Source organism: Micromonospora sp. CA-111912, from assembly GCF_050948415.1.
In the GTDB taxonomy this organism is placed as follows: Bacteria; Actinomycetota; Actinomycetes; order Mycobacteriales; family Micromonosporaceae; genus Micromonospora.
The window spans coordinates 955,869-982,327 of record NZ_CP192007.1 but is presented as its reverse complement, the minus strand read 5'-3'; the positions used below and the strand labels follow the sequence as shown (position 1 = coordinate 982,327).

At 72.9% G+C, this 26,459-nt stretch carries 27 protein-coding genes; 12 read left to right on the top strand and 15 right to left on the bottom strand.

All coding sequences use genetic code 11. The features are described 5' to 3' along the window. Nucleotides 1-89 precede the first annotated feature (89 nt). Complete coding sequence (gene xseA / locus ACQPZO_RS04640) at nucleotides 90-1,310, top strand: exodeoxyribonuclease VII large subunit (protein ID WP_405113717.1); 1,221 nt, start codon at nucleotides 90-92, stop codon at nucleotides 1,308-1,310. Between the two features lie 151 nt (nucleotides 1,311-1,461). Then, a complete protein-coding gene (locus ACQPZO_RS04635; RefSeq protein WP_433347325.1) occupies nucleotides 1,462-1,686 on the top strand; it encodes an exodeoxyribonuclease VII small subunit in 225 nt (74 codons plus the stop codon). A 46-nt stretch (nucleotides 1,687-1,732) separates the two neighbouring features. On the opposite strand, the gene ACQPZO_RS04630 is transcribed toward ACQPZO_RS04635, so the two are convergent. Together ACQPZO_RS04630 and ACQPZO_RS04625 are read right to left on the bottom strand one after the other, a co-directional pair. Beyond that, nucleotides 1,733-2,590: a hypothetical protein gene (locus ACQPZO_RS04630; RefSeq protein ID WP_433347323.1), complete on the bottom strand. Its 858-nt coding sequence runs from the start codon at nucleotides 2,588-2,590 to the stop codon at nucleotides 1,733-1,735. Nucleotides 2,591-2,802: 212 nt separating this feature from the next. Next, nucleotides 2,803-3,534: a DUF4245 domain-containing protein gene (locus ACQPZO_RS04625; RefSeq protein ID WP_433350796.1), complete on the bottom strand. Its 732-nt coding sequence runs from the start codon at nucleotides 3,532-3,534 to the stop codon at nucleotides 2,803-2,805. Between the two features lie 256 nt (nucleotides 3,535-3,790). On the opposite strand from ACQPZO_RS04625, the gene glpX reads away from it, so the two are divergent. Both glpX and ACQPZO_RS04615 read left to right on the top strand, forming a co-directional pair. Beyond that, the gene (gene glpX, locus ACQPZO_RS04620; protein WP_433347321.1) at nucleotides 3,791-4,822 is read left to right on the top strand and encodes a class II fructose-bisphosphatase; all 1,032 of its coding nucleotides are present in this window, start codon (nucleotides 3,791-3,793) and stop codon (nucleotides 4,820-4,822) included. Nucleotides 4,823-4,914: 92 nt separating this feature from the next. Next, the gene (locus ACQPZO_RS04615; protein WP_433350794.1) at nucleotides 4,915-5,790 is read left to right on the top strand and encodes a DMT family transporter; all 876 of its coding nucleotides are present in this window, start codon (nucleotides 4,915-4,917) and stop codon (nucleotides 5,788-5,790) included. Between the two features lie 13 nt (nucleotides 5,791-5,803). Here ACQPZO_RS04615 and ACQPZO_RS04610 read toward each other — a convergent pair whose 3' ends face one another. Then, nucleotides 5,804-6,766, bottom strand: a complete 963-nt coding sequence (locus tag ACQPZO_RS04610; protein ID WP_433347319.1) for an NAD-dependent epimerase/dehydratase family protein — start codon at nucleotides 6,764-6,766, stop codon at nucleotides 5,804-5,806. A gap of 145 nt (nucleotides 6,767-6,911) precedes the next feature. On the opposite strand from ACQPZO_RS04610, the gene ACQPZO_RS04605 reads away from it, so the two are divergent. Then, nucleotides 6,912-7,604 (top strand): TetR/AcrR family transcriptional regulator, encoded by a 693-nt coding sequence (locus tag ACQPZO_RS04605; RefSeq protein WP_433347317.1) that lies wholly within the window; start codon nucleotides 6,912-6,914, stop codon nucleotides 7,602-7,604. 206 nt (nucleotides 7,605-7,810) lie between these two features. Here the strand turns inward: ACQPZO_RS04605 and ACQPZO_RS04600 are convergent, their stop codons facing one another. From ACQPZO_RS04600 to ACQPZO_RS04575, 6 genes are all read right to left on the bottom strand, one after another. Then, nucleotides 7,811-8,776 carry an NAD(P)/FAD-dependent oxidoreductase gene (locus ACQPZO_RS04600; RefSeq protein ID WP_433347315.1) on the bottom strand — a complete coding sequence of 322 codons (966 nt, stop codon included), beginning with the start codon at nucleotides 8,774-8,776 and terminating at the stop codon, nucleotides 7,811-7,813. 100 nt (nucleotides 8,777-8,876) lie between these two features. Then, nucleotides 8,877-9,533: a rhomboid family intramembrane serine protease gene (locus ACQPZO_RS04595; protein ID WP_433347313.1), complete on the bottom strand. Its 657-nt coding sequence runs from the start codon at nucleotides 9,531-9,533 to the stop codon at nucleotides 8,877-8,879. 115 nt (nucleotides 9,534-9,648) lie between these two features. Further along, nucleotides 9,649-10,365 (bottom strand): lytic transglycosylase domain-containing protein, encoded by a 717-nt coding sequence (locus ACQPZO_RS04590; protein WP_433347311.1) that lies wholly within the window; start codon nucleotides 10,363-10,365, stop codon nucleotides 9,649-9,651. A gap of 278 nt (nucleotides 10,366-10,643) precedes the next feature. Continuing rightward, nucleotides 10,644-12,053 carry a PhoH family protein gene (locus tag ACQPZO_RS04585; protein ID WP_433347309.1) on the bottom strand — a complete coding sequence of 470 codons (1,410 nt, stop codon included), beginning with the start codon at nucleotides 12,051-12,053 and terminating at the stop codon, nucleotides 10,644-10,646. Nucleotides 12,054-12,523: 470 nt separating this feature from the next. Beyond that, the gene (locus ACQPZO_RS04580) at nucleotides 12,524-12,886 is read right to left on the bottom strand and encodes a hypothetical protein (protein ID WP_396669361.1); all 363 of its coding nucleotides are present in this window, start codon (nucleotides 12,884-12,886) and stop codon (nucleotides 12,524-12,526) included. 79 nt (nucleotides 12,887-12,965) lie between these two features. Then, entirely contained in the window at nucleotides 12,966-13,310 is a 345-nt protein-coding gene (locus ACQPZO_RS04575) for a hypothetical protein (RefSeq protein ID WP_433347307.1), read from the bottom strand. Between the two features lie 262 nt (nucleotides 13,311-13,572). Between ACQPZO_RS04575 and ACQPZO_RS04570 the strand changes: the two genes are divergently transcribed. The 3 genes from ACQPZO_RS04570 to otsB all read left to right on the top strand — a co-directional run bounded on the left by ACQPZO_RS04570 (nucleotide 13,573) and on the right by otsB (nucleotide 15,422). Continuing rightward, complete coding sequence (locus ACQPZO_RS04570) at nucleotides 13,573-14,013, top strand: helix-turn-helix domain-containing protein (RefSeq protein WP_405113738.1); 441 nt, start codon at nucleotides 13,573-13,575, stop codon at nucleotides 14,011-14,013. 162 nt (nucleotides 14,014-14,175) lie between these two features. Further along, nucleotides 14,176-14,529, top strand: coding sequence for a hypothetical protein (locus tag ACQPZO_RS04565; protein WP_433347304.1), 354 nt, complete (start codon nucleotides 14,176-14,178; stop codon nucleotides 14,527-14,529). A gap of 68 nt (nucleotides 14,530-14,597) precedes the next feature. Beyond that, complete coding sequence (gene otsB, locus ACQPZO_RS04560) at nucleotides 14,598-15,422, top strand: trehalose-phosphatase (RefSeq protein ID WP_433347302.1); 825 nt, start codon at nucleotides 14,598-14,600, stop codon at nucleotides 15,420-15,422. A 117-nt stretch (nucleotides 15,423-15,539) separates the two neighbouring features. Here the strand turns inward: otsB and ACQPZO_RS04555 are convergent, their stop codons facing one another. The 4 genes from ACQPZO_RS04555 to ACQPZO_RS04540 all read right to left on the bottom strand — a co-directional run bounded on the left by ACQPZO_RS04555 (nucleotide 15,540) and on the right by ACQPZO_RS04540 (nucleotide 20,296). After that, nucleotides 15,540-16,310, bottom strand: a complete 771-nt coding sequence (locus ACQPZO_RS04555) for an isoprenyl transferase (RefSeq protein WP_433347300.1) — start codon at nucleotides 16,308-16,310, stop codon at nucleotides 15,540-15,542. 31 nt (nucleotides 16,311-16,341) lie between these two features. After that, a complete protein-coding gene (locus tag ACQPZO_RS04550; protein WP_433347298.1) occupies nucleotides 16,342-17,484 on the bottom strand; it encodes a geranylgeranyl reductase family protein in 1,143 nt (380 codons plus the stop codon). Between the two features lie 69 nt (nucleotides 17,485-17,553). Beyond that, complete coding sequence (locus tag ACQPZO_RS04545) at nucleotides 17,554-18,414, bottom strand: hypothetical protein (RefSeq protein ID WP_433347296.1); 861 nt, start codon at nucleotides 18,412-18,414, stop codon at nucleotides 17,554-17,556. 37 nt (nucleotides 18,415-18,451) lie between these two features. Beyond that, nucleotides 18,452-20,296 carry a phosphoenolpyruvate carboxykinase (GTP) gene (locus ACQPZO_RS04540; protein WP_433347294.1) on the bottom strand — a complete coding sequence of 615 codons (1,845 nt, stop codon included), beginning with the start codon at nucleotides 20,294-20,296 and terminating at the stop codon, nucleotides 18,452-18,454. 527 nt (nucleotides 20,297-20,823) lie between these two features. Between ACQPZO_RS04540 and ACQPZO_RS04535 the strand changes: the two genes are divergently transcribed. From ACQPZO_RS04535 to ACQPZO_RS04525, 3 genes are all read left to right on the top strand, one after another. Next, nucleotides 20,824-21,381, top strand: coding sequence for a GtrA family protein (locus ACQPZO_RS04535; RefSeq protein ID WP_433350792.1), 558 nt, complete (start codon nucleotides 20,824-20,826; stop codon nucleotides 21,379-21,381). 63 nt (nucleotides 21,382-21,444) lie between these two features. Further along, nucleotides 21,445-22,161, top strand: a complete 717-nt coding sequence (locus tag ACQPZO_RS04530; RefSeq protein WP_433347292.1) for a GtrA family protein — start codon at nucleotides 21,445-21,447, stop codon at nucleotides 22,159-22,161. Between the two features lie 8 nt (nucleotides 22,162-22,169). Then, nucleotides 22,170-23,120, top strand: a complete 951-nt coding sequence (locus ACQPZO_RS04525; RefSeq protein WP_433347290.1) for a MaoC/PaaZ C-terminal domain-containing protein — start codon at nucleotides 22,170-22,172, stop codon at nucleotides 23,118-23,120. A gap of 61 nt (nucleotides 23,121-23,181) precedes the next feature. Here the strand turns inward: ACQPZO_RS04525 and ACQPZO_RS04520 are convergent, their stop codons facing one another. Together ACQPZO_RS04520 and ACQPZO_RS04515 are read right to left on the bottom strand one after the other, a co-directional pair. Then, nucleotides 23,182-23,754 (bottom strand): PH domain-containing protein, encoded by a 573-nt coding sequence (locus ACQPZO_RS04520; protein ID WP_433347288.1) that lies wholly within the window; start codon nucleotides 23,752-23,754, stop codon nucleotides 23,182-23,184. An 89-nt stretch (nucleotides 23,755-23,843) separates the two neighbouring features. Next, nucleotides 23,844-24,719, bottom strand: coding sequence for a biotin--[acetyl-CoA-carboxylase] ligase (locus ACQPZO_RS04515; RefSeq protein WP_433347286.1), 876 nt, complete (start codon nucleotides 24,717-24,719; stop codon nucleotides 23,844-23,846). A gap of 108 nt (nucleotides 24,720-24,827) precedes the next feature. On the opposite strand from ACQPZO_RS04515, the gene ACQPZO_RS04510 reads away from it, so the two are divergent. Then, nucleotides 24,828-26,411: an acyl-CoA carboxylase subunit beta gene (locus ACQPZO_RS04510; protein WP_433347284.1), complete on the top strand. Its 1,584-nt coding sequence runs from the start codon at nucleotides 24,828-24,830 to the stop codon at nucleotides 26,409-26,411. Nucleotides 26,412-26,459 lie beyond the last annotated feature (48 nt).

Below are 26,459 nucleotides of genomic sequence, written 5' to 3'. Positions count from 1 at the left end.
CGACCCGGAGGCCGCGAGATTCGGGCCGCGAGACGCCCGGCCGGCGACGCGGGACCCGTGATCGTCAGGGGCGTCCGTAGGGTGAGGGGGTGAGTGCGGGTGAGAGCGGGCGGAGCAGCTCCGAGGAGCCGTGGCCGGTGCGGGTGGTCAGCCAGAAGGTGGGGGCGTGGATCGCCCGGCTCGGCTGGGTGTGGGTCGACGGGCAGGTGGCGCAGATCAGCCGGCGGCCCGGCGCCAGCACCGTCTTCCTCACCCTGCGGGACCCGGCGGCCGACCTGAGCCTGACCGTGACCACCAACCGGGACGTGCTCGACGCGGGCGCCCCCGAGCTGCGCGAGGGCGCCCGGGTGGTGCTGCACGCCAAGCCCGAGTTCTACGCGGCCCGGGGCACGCTGAGCCTGCGCGCCGACGAGATCCGTCAGGTGGGGCTCGGCGAGCTGCTGGCCCGGCTGGAGAAGCTGAAGAAGCTGCTGGCCGCCGAAGGGCTGTTCGACCGGGCCCGCAAGCGGCGACTGCCGTTCCTGCCCGGGCGGGTCGGGTTGATCACCGGCCGCGCCTCCGCCGCCGAGCGGGACGTGCTGACCAACGCCCGTCGGCGCTGGCCGGCCGTGGAGTTCCGCACGGTCAACGTGGCCGTGCAGGGCGCGGGCGCCGTCACCCAGATCGTCGACGCGTTGCGGGTGCTCGACGCCGACCCGACCGTCGACGTGATCGTCATCGCCCGGGGTGGCGGCGGCATCGAGGACCTGCTCCCCTTCTCCGACGAGGCGCTGTGCCGGGCGGTGTTCGCCTGCCGTACGCCGGTGGTCAGCGCGATCGGCCACGAGGCGGACGCGCCGCTGGTCGACTACGTCGCCGACGTGCGGGCCTCGACGCCGACGGACGCGGCCAAGCGGGTGGTGCCCGACCTGGGCGAGGAGCTGCGCCTGATCGGGCAGGCCCGGCACCGGCTGGAACGGGCCGTGCGCAACCTGGTCGACCGGGAGTCGCACCGCCTGGACGGACTGCGGTCCCGGCCGGTGCTGGCCCGGCCGCAGGTGATGGTGGAGCAGCGGGCCACCGAGGTCGCCGCGCTGCGCCAGCGGGCCGGGCGTTGCCTGGACCACCGCCTCGGCGCGGCCGGGGAGGAACTGCGGCACACCCTGGCCCGGCTACGCGCCCTCTCCCCCGCCGCCACCCTCGACCGGGGCTACGCGATCGTCCAGCGGGCCGACGGCCACGTGGTCCGATCGGCCGGCGAGGTGGGCGGGGGCGACCCGCTGCGGGTACGCCTCGCCGAGGGCGAGCTGGCCGCGACGGTCGACGGTTGAGCGCGCGGGGCGAGCCGGCCGCGACGGCTGAGCGCGCGGGGCGAGCCGGCGGGGCGAGCGGCGTGACGCGGCGAGCCGACCGGGCGGCTCGGTACGGAACGGCGGAGCGCCCGGCGTGGCGGACGGACGGGGATGTGCTGGGATGGGACCGATGACTGACGAGAAGAACGCCGGGCCGGACGAGCGGCTCAGCTACGAGCAGGCCCGCGCCGAGCTGGCCTCGGTGGTGGAACGGCTGGAGAAGGGCGGCACCTCGCTGGAGGAGTCGCTGGCGCTCTGGGAACGCGGCGAGAAGCTGGCCGAGATCTGCCAGCGCTGGCTCGACGGCGCGCGGGCCCGCATCGACGCGGCCCGTCAGCAAGGGCCGGACGCCTGACGGCGGGTGCGGGGCGGCAACGGCCGGCCCCACACCCGCCCGAGCCTCAGCTGAACAGGTTGTACAGCTCGTTGGGAGCCTCGACGACCTGGGCCGCCGGCGGGCGCTGGGCGGCGCTCGCCGCACCGTAGTCGGCGTACGTGATCTTGATGTCCTGCGCCTTGTTCTGGCCGGACGCCGGGATCTGGATGACCAGCTCGCTGAGCCGGCCCTGCGGGTCCAGCTTCGCCGTGAACGGCAGCGACTGGGCCTGCTGGCCGAGCGTCTTGATCAGCTCGGCGTTCAGCGAGCCCGCCTCGGCGGCCTTCGTCACGTCGATCGTGCCCGCGTACGCGCCCTCGCCGGTCTGCCGGACCTCGGTGACCCCCTGGGTGAGCACCTCGCTGCCCGCCGGGTCGACCTTGTCGAAGTCGAACGCCAGGTTGCGGTTGCCCTTGATCCGGGACTGGTCGAGGTGCTGGTACTTGCCGAGGTTGAGATTCTGCACGCCGGGCAGCTTGGCCGCCTGGCCACCGAGGTCGAGCTTGACCCAGCTGTCCGGCTTGAGGTGCACCAGGTCCAGCTTCATCAGCACGTCCGAGGAGGCGTCGCCGATGGTCAGCTTCATCTCCGCGCTCTGGCTCGGCTCGTGCACCCGCCCCTCGGCGGTGGTGCCGACGCCGGCCATGGTGAACCGGAAGTTTCCGTTGCGGATCTCGTTGGTCGAGTTCAACAGGGCCTGCTTGGCGTCGCCCGTACCGGGCGAGGCGTTCCCCGGGGTGGCGCTGCCGGAAGCCGCGCTGCCGGAAACCGTCGGGGACGCGGAGGACCCCGGCTCTCCGGTTCCGGTGCTGTTGCAGGCTGCCAGACCAGGGGTGAGCAGCGTCGCGGCGAAGACCGCTGCGCTGAAGCGACGAATGGTCACGTGAACCTCTCCAAGTGGGTCGTCCGGCCCGCGCAGGGCACCGGAGGCGTCGCGCCGTAGCCCGAGCGCTGGCTCCGACGCACGAGTCCCGTCCGGCTGGCTGCGCCGACGAGGTCGCACACCTTCTGTTCCCTGTCGCCGCCTTCGGCAATCCCTGTCCGGTCCATCCGCCCTGCCGCCCCAGGCGGGCGGCCCTGTGACGGCAGCCCGCCCTAGCGGACGGCGTCGGCGAGCCGGCGCAGCTCGTTCTCCCGGGCGTCGCCGACCACGATCACCGTGCGGTCCGGTTCGAGCAGCACGAGGGCCTGCTCGTTGCCCCGGGCGGTGTACCGCTGCCAACTGCGCCCACCCAACTCGGTGGGGCCCTGGGGCTGCCCCTCGGCGGTCAGCTCGGCGGGCAGCAGTTGCTCGGGCGGCACGCTGCTCTGCAGGAGCTGGGCGCCCCGCCCCTCCGGGGTCAGGTAGCCGATCCGCAGGCTGGAGCCGCCGTCCACGCTACGGTAGCTGGCGCTGACCGTCTTCCAGTCGTCGCCGAGCCCGGTGGGCTGGCTCACCGGGAACGCGTTGGCCGCGCGGGCCTGCTCCAGTGCCGGGGCGGGGTCGACGGTGCTCGGCTGGTCGCCCCCGAGGAAGCCCCGGTAGAAGGCGAGCAGCAGGACGATGGGGACCAGCAGCACCAACAGCGAGATCGCCATGTCCTTCGGCGACCGCTCGGACCTGCTCTTCTCTTTGCCGGCTGCCGGTCGGCCCCCGGGCCGACCCGGCGATACCGCCGGCCCGGTCGGAGACGGCGCGGGGCGCTCGTCCGGCCCGGCCGGGCGGGTGGACGCCGGCTCGACGAGGGCCGGCTCCCCGGCCGTGGCCGGCGGGGTCGGCTCCGACGGAGCGGGCGTCGCAGGGGTCGGCTCGGTGGGGGTGCGCTCGGCGGGCTGTGCGGGATCCACCTCCCCATTCTTCCAGGCCCCGGTGAACGAGAAGCGGCCCACCACCACCACCGGCAGCCGGCGCGTTTCCCAGCCGGCCGGGGTGAGCGGGAGCAACCGGGTGATCCGTTCCACCGACCGGTTGGCGGGAAGGTGGCCACCAGCGCCCCGACCCGGCGATAAGTTGACGATCGTGTGAGGATCAGCGACAGAACTGGCGGCGGCGAGGACCGCATGCCGCCGGTCCACCCCGCAACGTCGCGAGGAGGAAGCCGTCATGACGAGCACCAGGACGCGTACCCCCCAGGATCTGGACCGCAATCTCGCCCTCGACCTGGTCCGGGTCACCGAGGCGGCGGCGATGGCCGCCGGCCGATGGGTCGGCCGGGGAGACAAGGAGGGCGGCGACGGGGCTGCCGTCGACGCCATGCGCAAGCTGATCAACTCGATCCCGATGCGGGGCGTCGTGGTGATCGGCGAGGGCGAGAAGGACAACGCCCCGATGCTCTTCAACGGCGAGGAGGTCGGCGACGGCACCGGCCCCGAGGTGGACGTCGCGGTGGATCCGGTCGACGGGACCACGCTGATGAGCAAGGGCATGCCGAACGCGCTCGCCGTGCTCGCGGTGGCCGAGCGCGGGGCGATGTTCGACCCGAGCGCCGTCTTCTACATGGAGAAGCTGGCCGTCGGCCCGGTCTACGCCGACGTGGTCGACATCAACGCCGGGGTGGCCGACAACCTGCGCCGGATCGCCAAGGTCAAGGGCACCGACATCTCCGAGGTCACCGTCTGCGTGCTGGACCGCCCGCGCCACGACGACCTGGTCACCCAGATCCGCCGCGCCGGGGCCGGCATCCGGTTCATCTCCGACGGCGACATCGCCGGTGCCATCGCCGCCGCCCGCGGCGAGTCGGACGTTGACGTGCTGATGGGCATCGGCGGCACCCCCGAGGGGATCATCGCCGCCTGCGCCCTCAAGTGCATGGGCGGGATGATGCAGGCCAAGCTCTGGCCGACCGACTCCGCGGAGCGGGAGAAGGCGCTCGCCGCCGGGCACGACCTGGACCGGGTGCTCACCACCGACGAGCTGGTCACCGGCGACAACTGTTTCTTCGTGGCCACCGGGGTCACCTCCGGCGACCTGCTGCGCGGTGTGCGCTACCGGGCCGGCGGGGCGTACACGCAGTCGATCGTGATGCGCTCCAAGAGCGGCACGATCCGGGTGATCGACTCGTACCACCGGCTGGAGAAGCTGGCGCTGTACTCGACGATCGACTTCGACGGTCGTCCGCTGGCCGAGCAGGAGTGACGGCCACCGCCACGACCGCGCCGCCGACTTTGACGGCCAGCCGCCGGATCACCGGCGTCGGGCTGGCCGTCGCCTCCGGGTTCGCCGTCGCCATGCAGTCCCGAATCAACGGCGAGTTGGGCGTACGCCTGGCCGACGGGATCGCCGCCGCAGTGGTGTCGTTCGGCCTCGGCCTGCTGGTGCTGCTGGTGCTGGTGCCCGCCACCCCGGCGGGGCGGCGGGGCCTGTCCGCGCTGCGGGCGGCGCTGGCGGACGGGTCGCTGCGGCCGTGGCAGTGTCTCGGCGGCGTCTTCGGCGCGTTCCTGGTGGCCAGCCAGGGGCTGACCATCGGCACGCTCGGCGTGGCCGTGTTCACCGTGGCGGTGGTCGCGGGACAGTCCGGAAGCAGCCTGCTGGTCGACCGGGCCGGGATCGGGCCGACCGGCCGCCAGGCGGTCACCCCGAACCGCCTGGTCGGCGCGGCGCTGACCGTGCTGGCCGTGCTGCTGGCGGTCGGCGATCGGCTGGGCGACCCGGGCACGCTGGGCCTGGCCGTGCTGCCGCTGCTGGCCGGGATCGGCCTCGCCTGGCAGCAGGCGGTGAACGGGCGGGTCAGGGCGGCCTCCGGCAGCGCGCTGGCCGCCACGCTGGTCAACTTCACCGTCGGCACCGTCGCGCTGCTCGTCACGTTCGCGGTCGGGGTGGCCGTCCGGGGCGGCCCCGCCGGAAGCCTGCCGACCGAGCCGTGGCTCTACCTCGGCGGGCCGATCGGCATCGTCTTCATCGCGATCGCGGCGGCCATCGTGCGCTTCACCGGGGTGTTGCTGCTCGGCCTGGCCACCATCGCCGGCCAGGTCGTCGGTGCCGTCCTGCTCGACCTGGTGCTGCCGACCGCGGCCTCACACCCCGACATGTCCACGCTGCTGGGTGCGGCGCTCGCCCTGGTCGCGGTGATGATCGCCGCCCGCACCCCGGCCCGCCACCGGTAGGGAGGCCGCCGGCTCAGCGCCGACGGTCACCGGCCGGCGTCCGGTCGACGGGCGGGGTGGCACCGCGCAGGGTCGCGACGGTCTCGGCGAGCGCGCGGTCCAGCGGGGTCGGCTCGAGGCCGAGCGTGGCGGTGGCCGCGGTCGAGTCGAGCAGGTACGGCCGATCGAACTGGTAGGCGGTCTCCCGCAGCTCCCGGGCGAACGGGTTGACCAGCCCGCCCAGCCAGAGCGCCGGGTACGGCAGCCGGGTGAGTCTCGGGGCGGGGGCGCCGGCCAGGGCGGCGGCCCGGGTGGCCAGCTCGCGGGCGGAGACCGCGGGCGGGCTGGGCACGTGCCAGGCCCGGCCCCAGGCGCGCTCGTCGGCGGCGACCGCCGCCAGGGTTCGGGCGACGTCGTTGACGTACGTCCAGGTGTGCGGGGCGTCGAAGTCGACGGGCAGCACCACCCGGCGGCCGGCGAGTACCCCGGGCAGCAGCATCATCGGCAGCGAGGTGGCGCCGGCGCCCAGGTAGTCGGAGCCGCGCACCTCGGTCACCCGGACCCGGCCCGCGCGGTGGGCGGCCAGCGCCTCGGCCCACATCCTGTTGCGGACCCGCCCCTTCGTGCCGGGAGCCGCCAGCGGGGTTGCCTCGGTCATCGGGCCGGCTACCGGCCCGTACCCGTAGAGGTTGCCGACCGTGGCGAGCACGGCGCCGGCGCGCTCGGCGGCGGTGAGCAGCGCGGCGGCCAGCGGCGGCCAGTCGGTCGGCCAACGGTGGTACGCCGGGTTGGCGCAGTTGTAGAGGGCGACCGCGCCCTCGGCGAGGGCGGCGAGCCGGTCCGGGTCGGCGGCGTCGGCGGCGACCCGCTCGACGGTCGGGTGGTCCGGGCCGGTCCCGCGCCGGGTGACCACCCGGACCCGCTCGCCGGCGGCAGCGAGGAGGCGGGCGGTGGCGGTGCCGACGGGCCCGGCGCCGACGATCACGTGCAGCGACATCACAGATCACCTTTCGAAGCATGAGTACGACTAGAGAGCACTGCTCTCGATGTAGCCCGCCCAGCATGCAGCCCCGCCCGGTCGTCCGTCAAGAGCAGTGCTCTCTATTTTGATGGCCGCTCTCGGCTGTGGCAGAGTGAGGACCATGCCCGCCTCCTCGATCCGCGCCCGGGTCCGCGCCGAGATGCTCGACGAGATCAAGGCCGTCGCCCGCCGGCACCTCGCCAGCGACGGGGCGAACCTCAGCCTGCGCGCGGTGGCCCGAGACATGGGGATGGTGTCCTCGGCGATCTACCGCTACTTCCCGAGCCGGGACGACCTGCTCACCGCCCTGATCATCGATGCGTACGACGCGCTGGGCGCAGCGGTGGAGGCGGCCGACGCAGGCGCGGACCGGCTCGACCTGCGGGGGCGCTGGCACGCGGCGTGCCGGGCGGCCCGCGACTGGGCCCTGGCCCACCCCGCCGAGTACGCGCTGCTCTACGGCAGCCCGGTCCCCGGGTACGCCGCCCCGGTCGACACGGTGGGACCGGCCCAGCGCCCACCGGCCGCCCTGATCGGCATCCTGCGCGACGGCATGGCCGCCGGGCGGCTCACCGCCCCCGACCCGGGAGAGCTGCCCGAACCGCTCCGGTCGGACCTCGCGGAGGTCGCCGACAGCCTCGCCCCCGGGCTGTCTACGGCGTTGCTCGCCCGGGGGATGGCCGGCTGGACCCAGCTCTTCGGGCTGATCAGCTTCGAGCTGTTCGGCCGGATCAACCGCGCGCTACCGCACCGCGACGCGTACTTCGACCACCAGACCGCCCTGATGGCCGGCCTCATCGGCCTCCCCCACTAACCCACCCCCCCACCCACCCCACCCCCACCCCCAACCGCCCCAACCACCCCAACCACCTCCGCGATCTTGCACTTCGGGCCCCCGTTTCGCCCCTTCTGCACCCTTCGCCCGGGCCGCAACTGCAAGATCGGCGCGCGGGTGGGGTGGGGTGGGGGTGCGGTGGGGGTGCGGTGGGGTGGGGTGGGTGCGGTGGGGTGGGGTGCGGGTCAGGCGTCGGAGGAGTGGCCGGGGAAGAGGTGGGCCGACGGGTCGATCGCCACGGCGGCGTTGTTGACCGCAGTGGCCGCCTCGCCGAAGCCCGTGGCGATCAGCCGGACCTTGCCCGGGTACTCGGTGATGTCTCCGGCCGCGAACACCCGGGGCAGGTTGGTCGCCATCGCGCTGTCCACCACGATGTGCCGACGGTCCAGTCGCAGCCCCCACTCGGCGATGGGGCCCAGGTCGGCCGTGAAGCCGAGCGCGGCCACCACCGTGTCGACCGGCAACGTCTCGGGCCCACCGCCCCGCACGGTGATCTCGGCACCGGTCACCGCGCTGTCCCCGTGCAGCCGGGTGACCTCGGCGTTGACGATGACCCGGACGGGCAGCTCCTGTACCCGGGCGACGGTGCCGGCGTGGGCCCGGAACCTCTCCCGTCGGTGCACCAGCGTCACCGAGCGGGCCAGCGGCTGCAACGCCAGCGCCCAGTCGAACGCCGAGTCGCCACCGCCGACGATCAGCACATCCCGGCCGGCCAGCGCGGCGGGCTCCGGCACGAAGTAGACGATCCCGGCGCCGGTGAAGCTGTCGGCCACCGGCAGCGGACGCGGGCTGAAGCTGCCCAGACCGCCGGTGACGACCACCGCGCCGCAGGAGAGTTGCTGGCCACCGGCGAGGCCGAGCACCGGCCGCCCCTCGGCAAGGGACAGCTTCTCGGCCCGGGTGCCGAGCAGGTACCGCGGGTGGAACGGGGCGGCCTGGGCGACCAGGTTGGCCACCAGGTCCCGGCCCTTGACCGCCGGGAAGCCGGCCACATCGAGGATCAACTTCTCCGGGTACATCGCGGTGATCTGGCCACCCGCCTCGGGCAGCGCGTCGACCACCGCCACGGAAAGCCCCCGGAACCCGGCGTAGTACGCGGCGAAGAGCCCCGTCGGACCGGCACCGATCACTGCGACGTCCACCTCGGGCATGACGTACCGTCACTTTCCGCTCATGGATAAACGCGTACTGGTGCCGACCGTAGGCCCGGCGCGGGACCGGGGCAAGCACGTCCCACACCCGCGTGCCGCGTCAGGGCAGGGTGAGCGGGGAGTCCAGGTCGTACGGATCGGACTCGGCCCGGCGGCGGCGGAACAGGATCGCGGCGACCACGCCACCGACCAGCCCGAAGAGGTGGCCCTGCCAGGAGATCCGCCCGTCGGTGGGGAGGATGCCCAGCAGTTGCCAGCCGTAGAGCAGACCGACCAGCAGCACCACGCCGAAGTTCCACCAGCTCCGCTCGACCACGCCCCGGGTGAGCAGGATGCCCAGATAGCCGAAGATGACCCCGCTGGCCCCGACCACGACCGAGTTCGGCGAGCCGGTGAACCACACGCCCAGCCCGCTGACCAGCACGATGACCAGGGTGGACCAGAGGAAGCGCCGGAAGCCGGCGGCGAGCACGAACGTGCCGAGCAGGATCAGCGGCACGCTGTTGCTGTAGAGGTGGTTGAAGTCGGCGTGCAGGAACGGCGAGAAGAGCACCCCGTCCAGCCCGTCGATGCGGCGCGGGATGATGCCGCCGGCCAGGTCGAGGTCGATCCCGAGGCCGGCGTCGAGGCCCTCGACGAGGAAGAGGACCGGCACGACGGCGCACATGGCGACGAAGGCCCGGCCGATCGAGGCGTAGAAGGCCTCGGTGCCGATGCGTCGCGGGTCGCCACCCGGGGGTTCGCCGTGCAGGGTCACCCCCCAAGAGCTATCAGCAAACCCCGCCGACCGCCACCCGTGGGTGAGATCGGTCCCGACATGACAGCGGCGGGGGTGCGAATTCCGCACCCCCGCCGCCCCGTCGCTTCGCCGGTCAGTACCAGCCGTTGCTCTGCGAGTGGCGCCACGCGCCACAGGGGCTGCTGTACCGGCCCTTGATGTAGCCGAGGCCCCACTTGATCTGGGTGGCCGGGTTGCTCTCCCAGTCACCGGCCACCGAGCCCATCTTGCTACCCGGCAGCGACTGGGGGATCCCGTACGCGCCGGAGGAGGGGTTACGGGCCTTGTGGTTCCAGCCGCTCTCCTTGGTCCAGAGCTTGTCCAGGCACGGGAACTGGTCGATGCCGAAGCCTGCGTTGAGCATCAGCGCGCAGCCGACCTTCCGGTTGCCGCCGTACTCGCTGCACGAGGCCGGGATCGGGCCGTCGTACGGCTTGCTCGTCTTGGTTGCCGTTGCCGCCGCCGCCTTCTCGGCGGCCTTCTTCGCCGCCGCCTCGCGCTCCTTCTTGCGGGACGCCGCGGCGGCCTCGGCCTCGCGGGCCCGCTCGGCGGCCTCCTTCGCCGCCGCGGCGGCGCGCAGCTTGGCCTGGTACTCGGCGGCCCGCTGCTTGGCGGAGCTGACCCGGTGCTCGGCCTGCCGGTCCCGCTGGTAGTCGTACTCGGCCTGGTCGACCTGGAGGCCGACCTGCGCGGTCAGGCCCTGTTGCTGAGTTTCCCGGTCTTCGCCCAGATAGAAGCCGCCGGCAACGCCCACGGAGAGCAGTGCGACGGCGGCGGTACGGGCACCGAACCGGCTCCACAGCCGACTCACGAAGTGGTCCCTTCATCGGGGGCAAGGACACGACGCGGCCCCGACCCGCGGAGGGGTCGACCCGCGTCGTGAGCGCCCCGACCCTGCCGGTCGCAGCCGGCGCACCCGGGTTCCTTCCGCCCCACCGTCGGACGACGGCGGACGATCTTTCCGGGACGCGGGCGCTCGTTGGACACCATTGCGCACAGTGGGACCGATGGGAAACCATCAGCCACAATTGTGATCTGGGCCACAGGCAAAATCGGGACGAAACACCATTTAACGGTCGCGAATCACGCTCAGAGTGGAATGCCCTCCAACAGGTCGGTCACCATCGCGGCGATGGGAGACCGCTCGGACCGGGTCAGCGTGACGTGCGCGAACAGGGGGTGGCCCCTGAGCGCCTCGATCACGGCGGTCACCCCGTCGTGCCGCCCCACCCGCAGGTTGTCCCGCTGGGCGACGTCGTGGGTGAGGACCACCCGCGAGCCCTGGCCGATCCGGGACAGCACGGTGAGCAGCACGCCCCGCTCCAGCGACTGGGCCTCGTCCACGATGACGAAGGCGTCGTGCAGGCTGCGGCCCCGGATGTGGGTGAGCGGCAGGACCTCCAGGACCCCCCGGGCCATGACCTCCTCCAGCACGTTCTCGTGCACCACCGCGCCGAGGGTGTCGAAGACCGCCTGCGCCCAGGGCGACATCTTCTCGGTCTCGGAGCCGGGCAGGTAGCCCAACTCCTGGCCACCGACGGCGTAGAGCGGGCGGAAGACGACCACCTTCTTGTGCCGGCGCCGCTCCATCACCGCCTCCAGGCCGGCGCACAGCGCCAGCGCCGACTTGCCGGTGCCGGCCCGGCCGCCCAGCGAGACGATCCCGATCGACTCGTCCAGCAGCAGTTCGAGGGCGATCCGCTGCTCGGCCGAGCGGCCGTGCACGCCGAACGCCTCCCGGTCACCCCGGACCAGCCGGACCGTCTTGTCGGGCAGCACCCGGCCCAGCGCGGAGCCGCGCGTTGATTGCAGCACCAGCCCGGTGTGGCAGGACAGCCCGGCCGCGGCGTCCACGTCCAGGGTCTCGCCCGCGTAGAGCCGACCGATCTCGTCGTCACCCAACTCCAGATCGGCCATCCCCGTCCAGGTCGGGTCACTGGCCTGGCCGTGTCGGTACTCGTCGGCGTGCAGCCCGACCGAGGCCGCCTTCACCCGCAGCGGCATGTCCTTGCTGACCAGGGTCACCTCCCGCCCCTCGGCTGCGAGGTTGAGCGCGACCGACAGAATCCGGGCGTCGTTGGACTCGTTGCGGAAGCCGGGCGGCAGCACGCCGTCGTCGGTGTGGTTCAGCTCCACCCGCAGGGTGCCGCCGTCGTCGTTGGCGGGCACCGGCCGGTCCAGCCGGCCATGGCGTACGCGCAGCTCGTCCAGCATGCGTAGCGACTGCCGGGCGAACCAGCCCAGCTCCGGATGGTGCCGCTTGCCCTCCAGTTCGGAGATGACCACGAGGGGCAGCACCACCTCGTGCTCGGCGAACCGGTGGAACGCCGCCGGGTCCGAGAGCAGGACCGAGGTGTCCAGGACGAATGCCTGGCCGGCTGGTCGGGGCTCCTCGGGCTCGACCGGGGCAGCCGCGCGGCGGCTCCGGGTGGCGCGGCGGGTCGTGGCAGTCGCGGCCGGGGTCTGGTCGGCACCGGCGGGGGTACGGCGAGTCGTCACAGGCCTGCTCCGACGGATGGGCACCCGGCCACCCGCGTTCCGCCTCGTCCGGTGCCCGGGGACACGGGGTCGGATGCGGGCCCCATGCGCGAGGTCGCAGATCCGGGCTGACCGGCTGGCTCGGGGGAGCCCCGTGCCATGACTAGACGCTAGCCCCGCCGGGACGTCCCGGCTAGAGGTTGTCGACTGGATCTCCGGCGACGGGCCGGCGGGCAGGCACGGCGGACCGGCCGGGATGCATGCCCCCTGCGCGCATCCCGGCCGGCGGGACCACGGTCACCGGTCTGACGTGGCCCCGACGGTGCGCGTCCGCCGCGGACGACGCACCGTGCTCGTGCCGCTCCGGCGGGAGCCGGCGGTCCGCCCCTCCCCCCGACCGGCGGAAGCCGGCGGGCGGGGGACATAGCCACCGCCGGAAGCCGGCGGCGGACCGGATCGGCCGCCGCGAGCCGGCGGCCGGCCGGGCCTGATCAGCCCCGCCACCGGACCAGGGCGCCGGTGGGGTGCCGCCCGCTCGCGTTGGCCGGCGCGGCGACCGCCACCGCGCCCCCGCGGGACGGGGCGGCGAAGGACGAGCCGGTGTAGGTGGTGCCCTGCCGGGCGGCCTGGCCGCTCCGGTCGCGGGTCGGCGGCGGGCCGGCCAGGGCGGAGGCGATGGCCGCCTGGGCCTCCCGGCGGCGTCGGTTCCAGGCGCCCCGGTCGCCGTCGAAGTACCCCTGCCGGTACCCGAAGCGGTAGCCGATCCGGTAGCTGAGCTGACCGTGCAGCCGGCCGGCGGCGTAACTGGTCGAGCCGAGGACGAGGACGAGGAAGACCGCGAGGAAGGGACTCATCCGGCGGCTCCCCGGCGGGACGGCCCGGCGGCCGCGCGGTGCGACGGCGGCGCGGCGGAACCGCTGCGCGGCGGGGCGCTCATCGTTCCTCCGGCTCGGCGGAGGTGGGGTCGGTGGCCAGCAGCCGGTCCAGGTCGTCGGTGCTGACCTCCTCGGTCAGTTCGACGCTGATCCGGCAGCCGTCCAGGACCACCTCGGCGACCGAGGAGCGGCGGATCTCGCCGCCGGCGTCGTAGACCCGGACGCTGAGCTCCGGGCAGCCGAGGTGGGTCCGCCAGGCGTTCCACTCCACCCGATCCCCCACGTTGAGCGACAGGAAACGGCAGCCCCTGGCGAGGTAGAGGCGCCACGGCGCGCTCAGCCCGGCGGCCACCCCCTCCGCGATCAGGCCGAATGCCTGGGCGCGAGTGGCGAGTTCGGTCACCACACCCCCCTCGTACCGGGTGAGGGACGCATGCGAGCACCAGTCGTCTCAGGCACGTGACACACGGTAGATTGTCCCATGAACGTGACAGTATCAGCTTTTCGTCCGATCATACCGGCACTGACAGGCACCTATTCCACCCTGGTGAGGCCCACGAAACTGGTGCGGAACGGTCACCTGGCGTGTCGTACGCGTGTCTCACTCACGTGACACAAGCGCGCCCGGCGACCGGGCCAGACGTGAGTGGTCGTACCGTCACGGAGTGACCGAGAGCGCTCACGCCCGGAAAATCGCCTTCGCCGCCTTCGTCCGCCGGGCCCTCGACGACGCCCGGGCGATGCGCGCCTGGAGCGGCACCGAGGCCTCCCGGCGTACCGGCGTCTCCCGCCAGACCATCAACCGCTGGGTCCGGGGGGACTGGGTCAGCGACCCGGAGGCCGAGCGGGTGGTCGCCTTCTGCGAGGGTCTCGGCCTCAACCCGACGGCCGCCTTCGCGGCGCTCGGCTGGGACCGGGCGGCCACCCCGCGCCCTGTGCCCGGCCCACCTCCGATGGACCCGGACGTGGAGGCGCTGCTGCGCCGGCTGATCGACCCGAACGTGTCGGACGCGGAGAAGTTCCACATCCGGGAAACCATCCGTTACCTCGCTTATCGCCCAACTCTCCCCATCGATGTCCGAAAAATGGGTAATCGGGCGGGGTAGTTCCTCAGATGGCGAAAGAACGGCAGGTCGAACCCAATCGTTTGCCTTCGGGGGAGGAACGGGAGCGCTAGCGTCCCTATTCGTACTGCTTGGGCTCGTCATCGGCGGGGGGACGGGACAAGGCCGAACTCAGCCCTGCGGGACAGAAGGAGGGGTCTGTCCATGACCCTGAAGTGGTTGGCAGTCGTGGTCGCGGTGGTGTCCCTGACATCGGCCGTGACCGGCAACCTGGTGCTCGGCGCGGTCGGTGGCGGGCAGCTTCCCGTGGTCGCCAACGTCCTCGCGCTCACCACCGCCGGCACGGCGGTCGTCCTGGCCGTCGTCGCCGAGCTGCACGACCGGCTCAACGACCGGATCAGCGCGCTCACCGAGTTCCTGGTGGCCCGGCTCAACGAGATCGAGGCGCGCACCGGCGACCGGAACACCGGTTTCGTGGAGGGCTACCTGCTCAGCCACGGCCAGGACGCCGAGGTGGTGCCGTTCGGACGCCGGGGTCGGGGAGCCTCCGAACGCTGACCCGGACCGGGCCGGGAGACTCGTCTCGACCACGAATACGCCGCCCGCTCCGGGGTACGCTTTCGCCCGTGCCGCCGTTGAATCTGGGCAACCAACAGCCGAAGACCCCGTTGGACGCCGACCGGGCCTGGCGGGCGACCGCCGGCCGGCTGGACGACACCGTTCTCTTCTTCGACTTCGACGGCACACTCGCGCCCGTCGACGACGACCCGACGGCGGTGCGGCCGGCCCCGAAGGTGTTGGCCGCGATCGAGGCCCTCGCGCCGCTGGTCCGCCGGGTCGCGATCGTCTCCGCCCGGCCGGTGGAGTTCCTCCGCGACCAGCTCGGCGGGCTGGACGGCGTCGACCTCTACGGCCTCTACGGGCTGGAGCACAGCCACTCCGGCGGCGAGACCGTCACCGAGCCGGCGGCGCTGCCCTGGGTGCCGACCATGCGGGAGCTGGCCGACCTCGCCCGTGCCGAACTGCCGGCCGGGGCGCTGGTCGAGTTCAAGCGGCTCTCCGTGGCGCTGCACTGGCGCACCGCCCCGCAGCTCGGTGCCCAGGTGCAGGAATGGGGCCGGGCCCAGGCCGACCGGCTCGGTCTGCGCGTGCAGGCCGGCCGGATGGTGCTGGAGATCAAGCCCCCGGTCGACCGGGACAAGGGAATGGTCATCGGCGAGGTGGTCCGGGACGCCGGCGGCGCCTGGTACTTCGGCGACGACGTCTCCGACATCAAGGCGTTCGCGGCGCTACGCGCCCGCGCGGCGGCGGACCCGAAGTTCCTCGGGGTCTGCGTGGCGGTGGCGAACCCGGAGACCGGCCACGAGGTCGCCGAGGCGGCCGACCTGACGATCGACTCCCCCGCCGCCCTCGGCGACTTCCTCACCGAGGCCCTCCCCCACCTACGCTGACGCCCCACCCCACCCCGCCGATCTTGCACTTTCGGCCCGGACGGAGCCGACAAAGGGGACGGAACGAGGGCCCCGAGCGCAAGATCGCGGATAGCGGGGGGTGGGAAACGGGGTGGGTCAGGTGCCGAAACGGCGCTGGCGGGTGGCGTACGAGCGCAGCGCGCGGAGGAAGTCGACCCGGCGGAAGTCGGGCCAGTTCAGCTCGCAGAAGTAGTACTCCGAGTGGGCCGACTGCCACAGCATGAAGCCCGACAGCCGCTGCTCGCCACTGGTCCGGATGATCAGGTCCGGGTCCGGCAGGCCGCGGGTGTAGAGATGCTCGGAGATGTGGTCGACGTCCAACGCTTCGGCCAGTTCCTCGATGGTGCCGCCGGCTGCGGCGTGCTCCAGCAGCAGCGAGCGGACCGCGTCGGCGATCTCGCGCCGGCCGCCGTACCCGACGGCGATGTTGACCTGTGCGCCGCCAACGCGATCCCGGGTCCGTTCCTCGGCCGCCTTGAGCGCCGCCGAGTGCTGCGCCGGCAGGACGTCGAGTGCCCCGACCATCCGCAGCCGCCAGGGGTTGCCCTCCTCGGCCAGCTCGGTGCTCAGATCCTCGATGATCTGGAGCAGCGGGTCCAGCTCCTCCGCCGGGCGGGACAGGTTGTCGGTGGAGAGCAGCCAGAGCGTCACGTGCCCCACCCCGGCGGCGTCACACCAGCGCAGCAGCTCCTTGATCCGCTCCGCGCCCATCCGGTGCCCGTCGTTGGGGTCGACGAGTCCCATCTCACGGGCCCAACGGCGGTTGCCGTCGCACATCACGCCCACGTGCCGAGGCACCGGCTTGCCCGCGAGCATGGCCGTCAGCCGGCGCTCGTACACGGAGTAGAGGAGGTTCCGCAGAGTCATCACCTTGCAGAGTAGCGACCCGCCACCCGGTTCAGTCCCGCGGTGGCCGATCCCGGGCCGAGAGGCCGATGCCGATCATCGCGAGGGTGCGTGCGTCCAGCCGGCCGTCGCCGAGGCCCAACTCCACGACGGTGCCGAAGACCCGCTCGTCGCGTCGGGCCGCGCGCACCGCCCCGTCGACCACCCACCGCCGCCGGGCCAGCCGGGCCGCCGTCGAGCTGTGCCGCAGGTGGGTGCCGAGGCGGCGGCGCAGGGCGGCGGCGTACCGCCGGGCGGCGGCACCCGGGTCACCGGCCGCCGCCGCGCCGGCCAGCGCGCCGGAGAGCAGCGCGTAGAAGATCCCCTCCCCGGTGAACGGGTTGATCAACGACAACGCGTCCCCGGCGAGCACCAGCCGGCCCCGGCCAGGCGGCGGGCGGTGGGTGGACAATGGCAGGTGGTGGGCGCGCAGGGCGGCCACCGCGGCCGGGTCGGTGCCGGGCAGCAGCGCGGCCAGCCGGTCCAGCAGGTGGGCGCGGGTCAGCGGCTCGCCCCGCAGCACCTCCCCGTACCCGACGTTCGCCCGCCCGTCGCCGATCGGGAACGACCACGCGTACGCCGGCCAGCGCGGCGCCGAGGTGACGATGAGCTGCTCGGGCGGGCCCGGCCGGGCCGGGGCGTACCCCCGGACGGCCAGCGCCAGGTGGCGGTCCGGGTTCGGCGGGTGGCCGAGCGCCCGGCGGACCACCGATCCGGCGCCGTCCGCGCCGACCACCGCCCGCGCGGCGATGTCGCCGTCGAGCACCACCCACCCGTCGCGCGCCTCGACCCGGCGCACGGCGTGCCGGCGCAGCTCCGCGCCGGCCGCCACCGCCGCCACCACCAGCCGGGCATCGAAGACCTTCCGGGGCACCGTGTACGCGGGCCGGGGCAGCGGCCGGGCCACCGCGCCGCCGTTGGGCCCGACCAGCCGCAGCCGGGGCAGCGGGGCGTACCCGTCGACGGCGTCGGTGACGCCCAGCCCGGCGAGGACGTCCAACGCGTGCGCGGCGATGCCGTCCCCGCACGCCTTGTCCCGGGGGAAGTCGGCCCGGTCCAGCAGCAGCACCCGGGCCCCGACCCGGCGGGCCGCCAGCGCGGCAGCCGCTCCCGCCGGGCCCGCCCCGACCACCGCCACGTCGTACTCGTCGGTCATGCCGCCTCCCCTGCTCCGTGCGCTCAGCCCGGCACGCCCGGCCGACGCGCCACGACCTGCCCCGTGCGCTCAGCCCGGCACGGCCGGTTGCTCGACCCGGCCGGCGCGCCACAACCCGTACAACGCCAGGGCGGCGGCGGCGAGCAACGGCCCGCCGTCGCGAATCAGGCCGTCGACGCCGAGCAGCCACCAGCACAGCGGCAGGTCGACGGCGAGCACGCCGAGGGTGATCGCCACCAGCAGCGACCGGGCCCAGCGCTTGCCGCGCATGAGGAAGGCGGTGCAGAGCAGCACGAGGTAGCTGACCCCGATGCCGGCGGCGAACCAGAACAGCACGGCGGGCGCGGCGGACAACCGGCCGTCCAGGATCGCGCCGGTGGCGACCAGGGCCGGGACCAGCATCAACGGGCTGTACGTGAACGCGGCGACCCGGCTGGTGAGCAGCCAGCCGGTGACCGGCGGGCGCTTCGGGGCGACCTCCCGCCAGGAGATCGTCCCGCCGGAGACGACCAGGCCCTTGCGATGCCGGACCAGGTGGCCCGCGACCGCGTCCGAGCGGTACAGCAGCCAGACCACGGCCACGCAGAGCGCGGCCAGCAGGGCGAAGCCGAGCAGCCCGGGCAGTGGCGGCACGCCCTGCCGGGGCACCACCAGCCGGCCCACCGCGAAGACCGTGGTGACGGCGAGGATCAGCCCGAACGGCCTGGCCACGGTGCGGCCCCGGCGGACGTGCCCGATCAGCACCAGGAAGCCGAGCGAGCGGAGCATCGCCCAGCCGGTGCGTACTGCGAGCCCGAACTCCTGCTCCGGGGCGTACCACCAGTTGAGCAGCTCGACCACGACGGTGGCCGCCGCCGTCACGGCGAGCAGGGTGGTCAGTGCCCGGACGGCGGACGGCCGCCGGACCTGGGTCTCGACGGCCGTCCTCATGGGATCAGATGATGCCCTGTGCGGGGGCGGATCACACCTACCGCGTCGGCTGCTCCGCGTCGAGCCGGGCGCGCAGCGCGTCCAACTCGGCCCAGAGCACGCCGGGGAGCTTGTCCCCGAACTTCTCGAACCACTCGGTGATCAGCGGCAGCTCCTCGCGCCACTCCGCCGGGTCGACCTTCAGCGCGATCCGGACGTCCTCCGGGGTCATGTCGAGGCCCTCGATGTCCAGCGCGTCCTGCGCCGGCACCATGCCGATCGGGGTCTCCACCGCGTCGGCCCGGCCCTCCAGCCGCTCGACGACCCACTTGAGCACCCGCGAGTTCTCACCGAAGCCCGGCCAGAGGAAGCTGCCCTCGGCGTCCTTGCGGAACCAGTTCACGTAGTAGATCTTCGGCAGCTTGGACTCGTCGCCGTCGGTGCCCTTGCCCATCTCGATCCAGTGCCGGAAGTAGTCGCCGGCGTTGTAGCCGATGAACGGCAGCATGGCCATCGGGTCGCGGCGCACCACGCCCACCGCGCCGGACGCGGCGGCGGTGGTCTCCGAGGACAGCGTCGCGCCCAGGTAGACGCCGTGCACCCAGTCCCGGGCCTCGGTGACCAGCGGGATGGTGTCCCGGCGGCGACCGCCGAACAGGATCGCGTCGATCGGCACGCCGTTCGGGTCGTAGTAGTCGTCGGACAGGATCGGGCACTGGGTGATCGGGGTGCAGAACCGGCTGTTCGCGTGCGAGGAGAGGCTGTCGCTCTGCGGCGTCCAGTCGTTGCCCTTCCAGTCGACCAGGTGCGCCGGCGGCTCGCCCATCCCCTCCCACCAGATGTCGCCGTCGTCGGTGAGGGCGACGTTCGTGAAGACGGAGTTGCCGCGGTCCAGCGTCCGCATCGCGTTGGCGTTGGTCTTCCAGTCGGTGCCGGGGGCGACGCCGAAGAGGCCGTACTCGGGGTTGACCGCGTAGAGCCGGCCGTCCTGGCCGAAGCGCATCCAGGCGATGTCGTCGCCGATGGTCTCGACCTTCCAGCCCGGGATGGTCGGCTCCAGCATGGCCAGGTTGGTCTTGCCGCACGCGGACGGGAACGCCCCGGCGACGTGGTAGACCCGCCCCTCCGGTGAGGTGATCTTCAGGATCAGCATGTGCTCGGCGAGCCAGCCCTCGTCGCGCCCCATCACGCTGGCGATCCGCAGCGAGTAGCACTTCTTGCCGAGCAGCGAGTTGCCGCCGTAGCCGGAGCCGAAGGACCAGATCTCCCGGGTCTCCGGGAAGTGGGAGATGTACTTCGTCTCGTTGCACGGCCAGGTGACGTCCTGCTGGCCGGGGGCGAGCGGCGCACCGATGCTGTGCAGCGCGTGGACGAAGTCCGCGTCGTCGCCCAGCGCCTCCAGGACCTTCGCGCCCATCCGGGTCATGATGCGCATCGAGGCCACCACGTACGGGCTGTCGGTGATCTCGACGCCGAACATGGGGCTCTCGGCCTCGACCGGGCCCATGCAGAACGGGATGACGTACATGGTGCGCCCGCGCATGCAGCCGCGGTACAGCTCGGTCATCGTCCGCTTCATCTCGGCCGGCGCCATCCAGTTGTTGGTGGGGCCGGCGTCCGCCTCGTCCACGGAGCAGATGTAGGTGCGCTCCTCGACCCGGGCGACGTCCGACGGGTCGGTGCGGGCGTAGAACGAGTTGGGCTTCTTCTCCGGGTTGAGCCGGATCAGGGTGCCGTTGTCGACGAGCTCGTCGGTGAGGCGGCGCCACTCCTCGTCGGACCCGTCCACCCACACGACCCGGTCCGGGGTGGTCAGTTCCGCTACTTCTCGGACCCAGGTGAGCAGTTCGGGGTGGGACGTCGGGGCCTGATCGATACCCCGAACGGTAGCCGGAGCAACCATGACACATCTCCTTGTGGTCGACGCTGACCGATCTATGGGATGCACGAGTTGGGACGGCGCGAGGCGTCGCCTTCGTGGAAACCTGGGATTGGCCTCAGCGTAAACCGGGCGACGTCGCGAGTCAGTGGGACTGGTTGTGAAGAACTGCACAAGGTGCGGCCACGCTGCGGCATCGCGATCTAATACCCACTTTCACGCGCAGTTTCACGCAAATCCTTTGGTGAACCTTGGCCGAGGTCACCGCCGCGCGGGCGACTTCGGGTCAACGGCAGCCGGGGTGGTGCGGGTGGCCGGCGCGGTGACGCGGCTGGACCGACGCCGGAACTGCGCGACGGGTGACCCGCAGCCATTCGGCAACCCCATCCACAATTGGCGCACCACGGGTTACGGTTTGCTCACCGAAGCGCATCGACCTCCCGGTGACACCGGCTGGCCCCCGCGCCCCACAGCGCGCCGGGCGGCCGGGTCGCCCGCTGGTGCCCGCCTCCGGCGGATGGAACCGGTACGCTCGGCGAGTGGCCGCGACGATGACCGGGGACCAGTCAGGCCCCCCGCCGACCCGCCCGGGTCCGGTACGAACCCTGATCGACCGCTTCGGTCATCTGGTCCGCGAGCTCAGCAAGTTCGCGACCGTGGGCGGTGTGGCCTTCCTCATCGACTTCGCCCTCTTCAACTACCTGGTCAACGTCCAGGGCTTGGAGCAGGTGACCGCGAAGACGATCTCCACCGTGATCGCCGCGAGCGTCGCCTTCGTCGGCAACCGGTTCTGGACGTGGCGGCACCGCCAGCGCTCCAACCCGGCCCGCGAGTACGCGCTGTTCTTCTTCTTCAACGCGGTCGGCCTGGGCATCGCGGTGGCCTGCCTGGCGATCAGCCGGTACGGCCTCGGTGCCCTCTGGCCCGGCGTCTTCCAGACCACCCTCGCCGACAACGTCGCCAGCTTCATCGTCGGCACCGGCCTCGGCACCCTGTTCCGGTTCTGGTCGTACCGAAGGTTCGTCTTCGTGGAAGCGGGAACCCAAACCGTCGAAGCGGGAACCCAGACCGTCACGGGAGCGGCGCTCAACCGGGAACCCCGGGCGTGACCTGCCGCCCCTCTCGTCCGGCCGGGCCGAACCGGCCCCGCCCACTCGCCTAAGGTGTTGCCCATGCGTCTTGTCCGTCTGCTGCCTGAGCGCTGGCAGAAGTTCATCCATGAGGCGCTCAAATTCGGCATCGTCGGCGGCATCAACACCGTCATCAATTACGCGGTGTTCAACGCCCTGGCACTCACCGTCTTCCGGGAGGGTCAGCTCAAGGCGACTGCCATCGCCACCGTGGTGGCGACGATCACGTCGTATCTGATGAATCGCCACTGGACGTACCGCGATCGCCCAAAAGCGGCGCTACGTCGAGAATACGCCCTTTTCTTCCTGTTCAACGCGACCGGATTAATCATCGAGCTCGGCGTCCTGGCGGCGGCCAAGTACGGCCTCGGCATGACCAGCCTGCTCGCCCTGAACGTGGCGAAGACCGGCGGCGTGCTGCTGGCCACCCTCTTCCGCTTCTGGTCGTACCGGACGTTCGTCTTCCAGCCCGCGCCGGTCGAGCCACAGGCCGACACCTGGCACACCATTCCCCGAGACGAGTGGGACACGATGGCCGAGATGGACCCGGTCGCCGAGCTGGCCGAGTCGGTCAGCGAGCTGGAGGAGGCCGAGCCAGCGCCCGGCACCCGCCGGCCGAAGGGCCGCCGCGACGGCACCGCCCCGGCGCAGGGGCGTCCCGCGCCGGCCGACGCCGCGCTCGGGGCCACGCTCGACGGCGAGCTGGCGGCGGAACTCGCCGACGAGCTGCACGCCGGCACTCGCCGGCGCCGACGGTGAGCCGCGACGTGACCGACATCGCCACGCCGGGGACCGACCCGGACCGCCCCGGCCCCGCCACGCCGCAGCCCGGCCCCGATCGTCCCGGCTTCACCGGGCCGGGGACGAGCCCTGCCGGCACCGGGCCAACCTCCTGGGATCAGGCCGGGCCGACCGTCCCGGAGCAGGCCAGCGACGCCGGATCGGCCGGCCCACAGCAGACCGGTCCCGCCGGCACCGAGCCGGCCGTTTCGGACCAGGCCCGACCGATCAGCCCGGAGCAGGCCCGACCGGCCGGCCCGGACCAGGCCCGACCGATCCTCCCGGAGCAGGCCCGACCGGCCGGCCCGGAGCAGGCCCGACCGATCCTCCCGGAGCAGGCCCGACCGGCCGGCCCGGAGCAGCCCGCTCCCGGTGCGCCGCCGACGCACCACGAGAGCTCGGCCGCCGCGCCGGGCGGCAGCGCCGTCGCGTCGTCCCCGGTGGGCATTCCGGTGCGATCGGGCACGGGCGCACCGGCCGAGCTGTTCTTCGAGGACCTGACTCCCGGGCGTACCTTCGATCTGGGCGTGGTGTTGGTGGACGGCGACGAGATGGTCGCCTTCGCCCGCCGGTTCGACCCGCAGTGGTACCACGTCGATCCCGAGCAGGCCGCCGCGAGCCACCACGGTGGGCTGATCGCCAGCGGCTTCTACACGGTCAGCCTCTTCATGCGGGCGTACGTCGACCACGTGCTGGCCCGGGCCGCGGCCGACGCCTCCCCCGGACTGGAGGAACTGCGCTGGCTGGCCCCGGTACGGGCCGGCGACCGCCTGACGGTGCGCCTGGACGTGGCGGGCAGTCGCCCGTCCGCCGCCCGGCCGGGGCTCGGCACGGTCAGCCTCACCGGCACGATGTTCCGCCTCGGGCCGGACGACCAGCCGGACCGCGAGGTGCTCCGCACCCGCTTCCGCGGCTGGTTCACCCTCCGCCCCACCTGACCCCGACCCCCACCCCACCCAACCCCCACCCGCTGCGGGAGGGGACCGGTGAGCGGTGAGGTCAGGAGGTGGGGTCTCGGAGGGGTTTGCCCTCGCGCATGTCGGCGAGGATCTCGCGCATCTCGCCGTCGCCGAGGGAGTGCCGGTCGTGGTGCGCCTCGACCAGCTCGTACAGCTTCGTCTGCACCCGGTCCACCCCTGGGACGTCGGTCAGCATCGACTGGCCCCGCTCGCCGGCCGACTCGATGGTCAGCGTGCCGCAGCCGAGCAGCCGCTCGACGAAGCGCTGGCTCATCGCGTGGTCGTTGATCCGGGTGAGCGGGATGTCCCGCCGGTCCCGGGAGAGCACCCCCTGCTGGAGCAGCACCCGCTCGTTGGTGAACAGGTAGTGCGTGCTGCGCCAGACCAGGAACGGCCAGAGCCCGAACCAGAGCACGAGCAGCAGGGCGAGCCCCGCGACCACGTACAGGGCGATGGTCGAGGCCTCGCCGTCCGGGAGCAGGATCCAGGCCGCCACCACTGCGGCGACGGCGAGCACCAGCACCAGCACCGGCCGCACGACCGACTTCCAGTGCGGATGCAGGTGCAGCACGACGTGCTCGTCCTCGGTGAGCACGTCTTCGGGGAACGCCACGGAAACCTCCTCGCAGAACGGACGCGCTGACCGTAACCGGTCGACGCCCACAGTTGGATCAGCCGGTGCGGTCATTCCCACCGTGGCGGCTAGCGCAGGTGCAGGACGTCGCCGGCCGCGAGGGCGCGCGGGCCGGCGGGGGTGTCGACGATGAGCTGGCCGTCGGGGTCGACGCCGGTTGCGGTGCCGGTGACCTCGTCGCCGCCGGGCAGCAGCACCCGCACCGGCCGACCGACGGTGGCGCAGGCGGCCAGGTAGGCGTCGCGCAGGCCGCTGGCCTGCGCGTCCCCGCCAGCGGAGCGCCACCGGTCGTACCAGTCGGCAAGCGAACGCAGCAGGGCGCGCAGCAGCGGATCCCGGTCGGTGGCGGTGGCCCCGGCCAGTCGCAGCGAGGTGGCGGGCAGGCCGGTCGGGTTCTCCGGCAGCTCGCCGGCCCCGAGGGTGACGTTGAGACCGATGCCGAGCACGACCGCCGTCGGCCGGTCCGGGGCCGGGCCGGGCACCGCCTCGGCCAGGATGCCGGCGCACTTCGCATCGCCGACGAGGAGATCGTTGGGCCATTTCAGGGCGGCGTCCAGCTCGGCCAACCGGGCCACCGTCTCGACCAGTGCGACGCCGGCGAGCAGCGGCAGCCAGCCGTACCCCGAGGCGGGGGCCGGCGGCCAGCCGCGCTCCGCGACGGCCTCGCCGGGCCGCAGCAGGACGCTGGTCGCGATGCCCGCGCGGGGCGGCGACTGCCAGGACCGGCCGCGCCGACCCCGACCGGCGGTCTGCCGCTCGGCGACCACGACCAGCCCTTCCGGCTCCCCCGCCTGGGCCGCCTCGGCGACGTCGGCGTTGGTGGAGCCGGTCTCGTCGCGCAGGTCGAGGTGCCGCCAGGGCCCGTGCGGGGCGACCAACGCGCGGCGCAGCCGGGCCGCCGACAGCGGCGGGCGGTCCAGGTCGGTGTACGGGGAACCGGGCATCCCGCCAGCCTACGGCCCGCCCCGGCGGCCGGCCGGGTCCCGGCGGCGGAGCCCGCACTGAGGCGCACTGCACACCGCGCCGACCTGAACCATCGTTATATTCCCAGGGTGACTACCGAGACCGGGATCAACATCCACAGCACCGCCGGCAAGCTGGCGGACCTGGAGCGACGGGTCGACGAGGCGGTGCACGCCGGGTCGGCGCGGGCGGTCGAGAAGCAGCACGCGCGGGGCAAGAAGACCGCCCGGGAACGGATCGAGATGCTGCTCGACGAGGGCTCCTTCGTCGAGTTGGACGAGTTCGCCCGGCACCGGTCCACCAACTTCGGCCTGGAGCGGACCCGCCCGTACGGCGACGGGGTGATCACCGGCTACGGCACGGTCGACGGCCGGCAGGTCTGCGTCTTCTCCCAGGACTTCACGGTCTTCGGCGGCTCCCTCGGCGAGGTCTTCGGCCAGAAGATCGTCAAGGTGATGGACCTGGCCATGAAGATCGGCTGCCCGGTGGTCGGCATCAACGACTCCGGCGGGGCCCGGATCCAGGAGGGCGTCGCCTCGCTCGGCCTCTACGGCGAGATCTTCTTCCGCAACGTGCGGGCCAGCGGCGTCATCCCGCAGGTCTCCCTGATCATGGGGCCGTGCGCGGGCGGCGCGGTGTACTCCCCGGCGGTCACCGACTTCACCGTGATGGTCGACCAGACTTCGCACATGTTCATCACCGGCCCGGACGTGATCAAGACGGTCACCGGCGAGGACGTGGCGATGGAGGAGCTGGGCGGCGCGCGGACGCACAACTCGCGCAGCGGCAACGCGCACTACCTCGGCGCGGACGAGGAGGACGCGGTCGAGTACGTCAAGGCGCTGCTGTCGTACCTGCCGTCGAACAACCTGGACGAGCCGCCGGTGTTCGAGGCCCCGGCCGACCTGACGGTCACGGACGCCGACCGTGAGCTGGACACCCTGATTCCCGACTCGGCCAACCAGCCGTACGACATGCACCGGGTGATCGAGCACGTCCTCGACGACGGCGAGTTCCTGGAGGTCCAGCCGCTCTACGCGCAGAACCTGGTGGTCGGCTTCGGCCGGGTCGAGGGCCGCCCGGTCGGCGTGGTGGCCAACCAGCCGATGCACTTCGCCGGCACCCTCGACATCGCCGCGTCGGAGAAGGCGGCCCGGTTCGTGCGTACCTGCGACGCGTTCAACGTCCCGGTGCTGACCTTCGTGGACGTCCCCGGGTTCCTGCCCGGCACCGGCCAGGAGTGGGACGGCATCATCCGCCGGGGCGCCAAGCTGATCTACGCGTACGCCGAGGCCACCGTCCCGAAGGTCACCGTGATCACCCGCAAGGCGTACGGCGGGGCGTACGACGTGATGGGCTCCAAGCACCTCGGCGCGGACCTGAACTTCGCCTGGCCGACCGCGCAGATCGCGGTGATGGGCGCGCAGGGCGCGGTGAACATCCTGTACCGCTCGGAGCTGGCGAAGGCCGACGACCCCGCCGCCGTGCGGGCCGAGAAGATCGCCGACTACGAGGACACCCTGGCCAACCCGTACATCGCCGCCGAACGTGGGTACATCGACTCGGTGATCTCGCCGCACGAGACGCGCACCCAGATCGTCCGCGCGCTTCGGGTGCTGCGCACCAAGCGCGAGACGCTCCCGCCGAAGAAGCACGGCAACATCCCGCTGTAGGCGGGTGGCAGGCTCCTGCCGGGCGCACGTACCCCCGGCAGGAGCCCC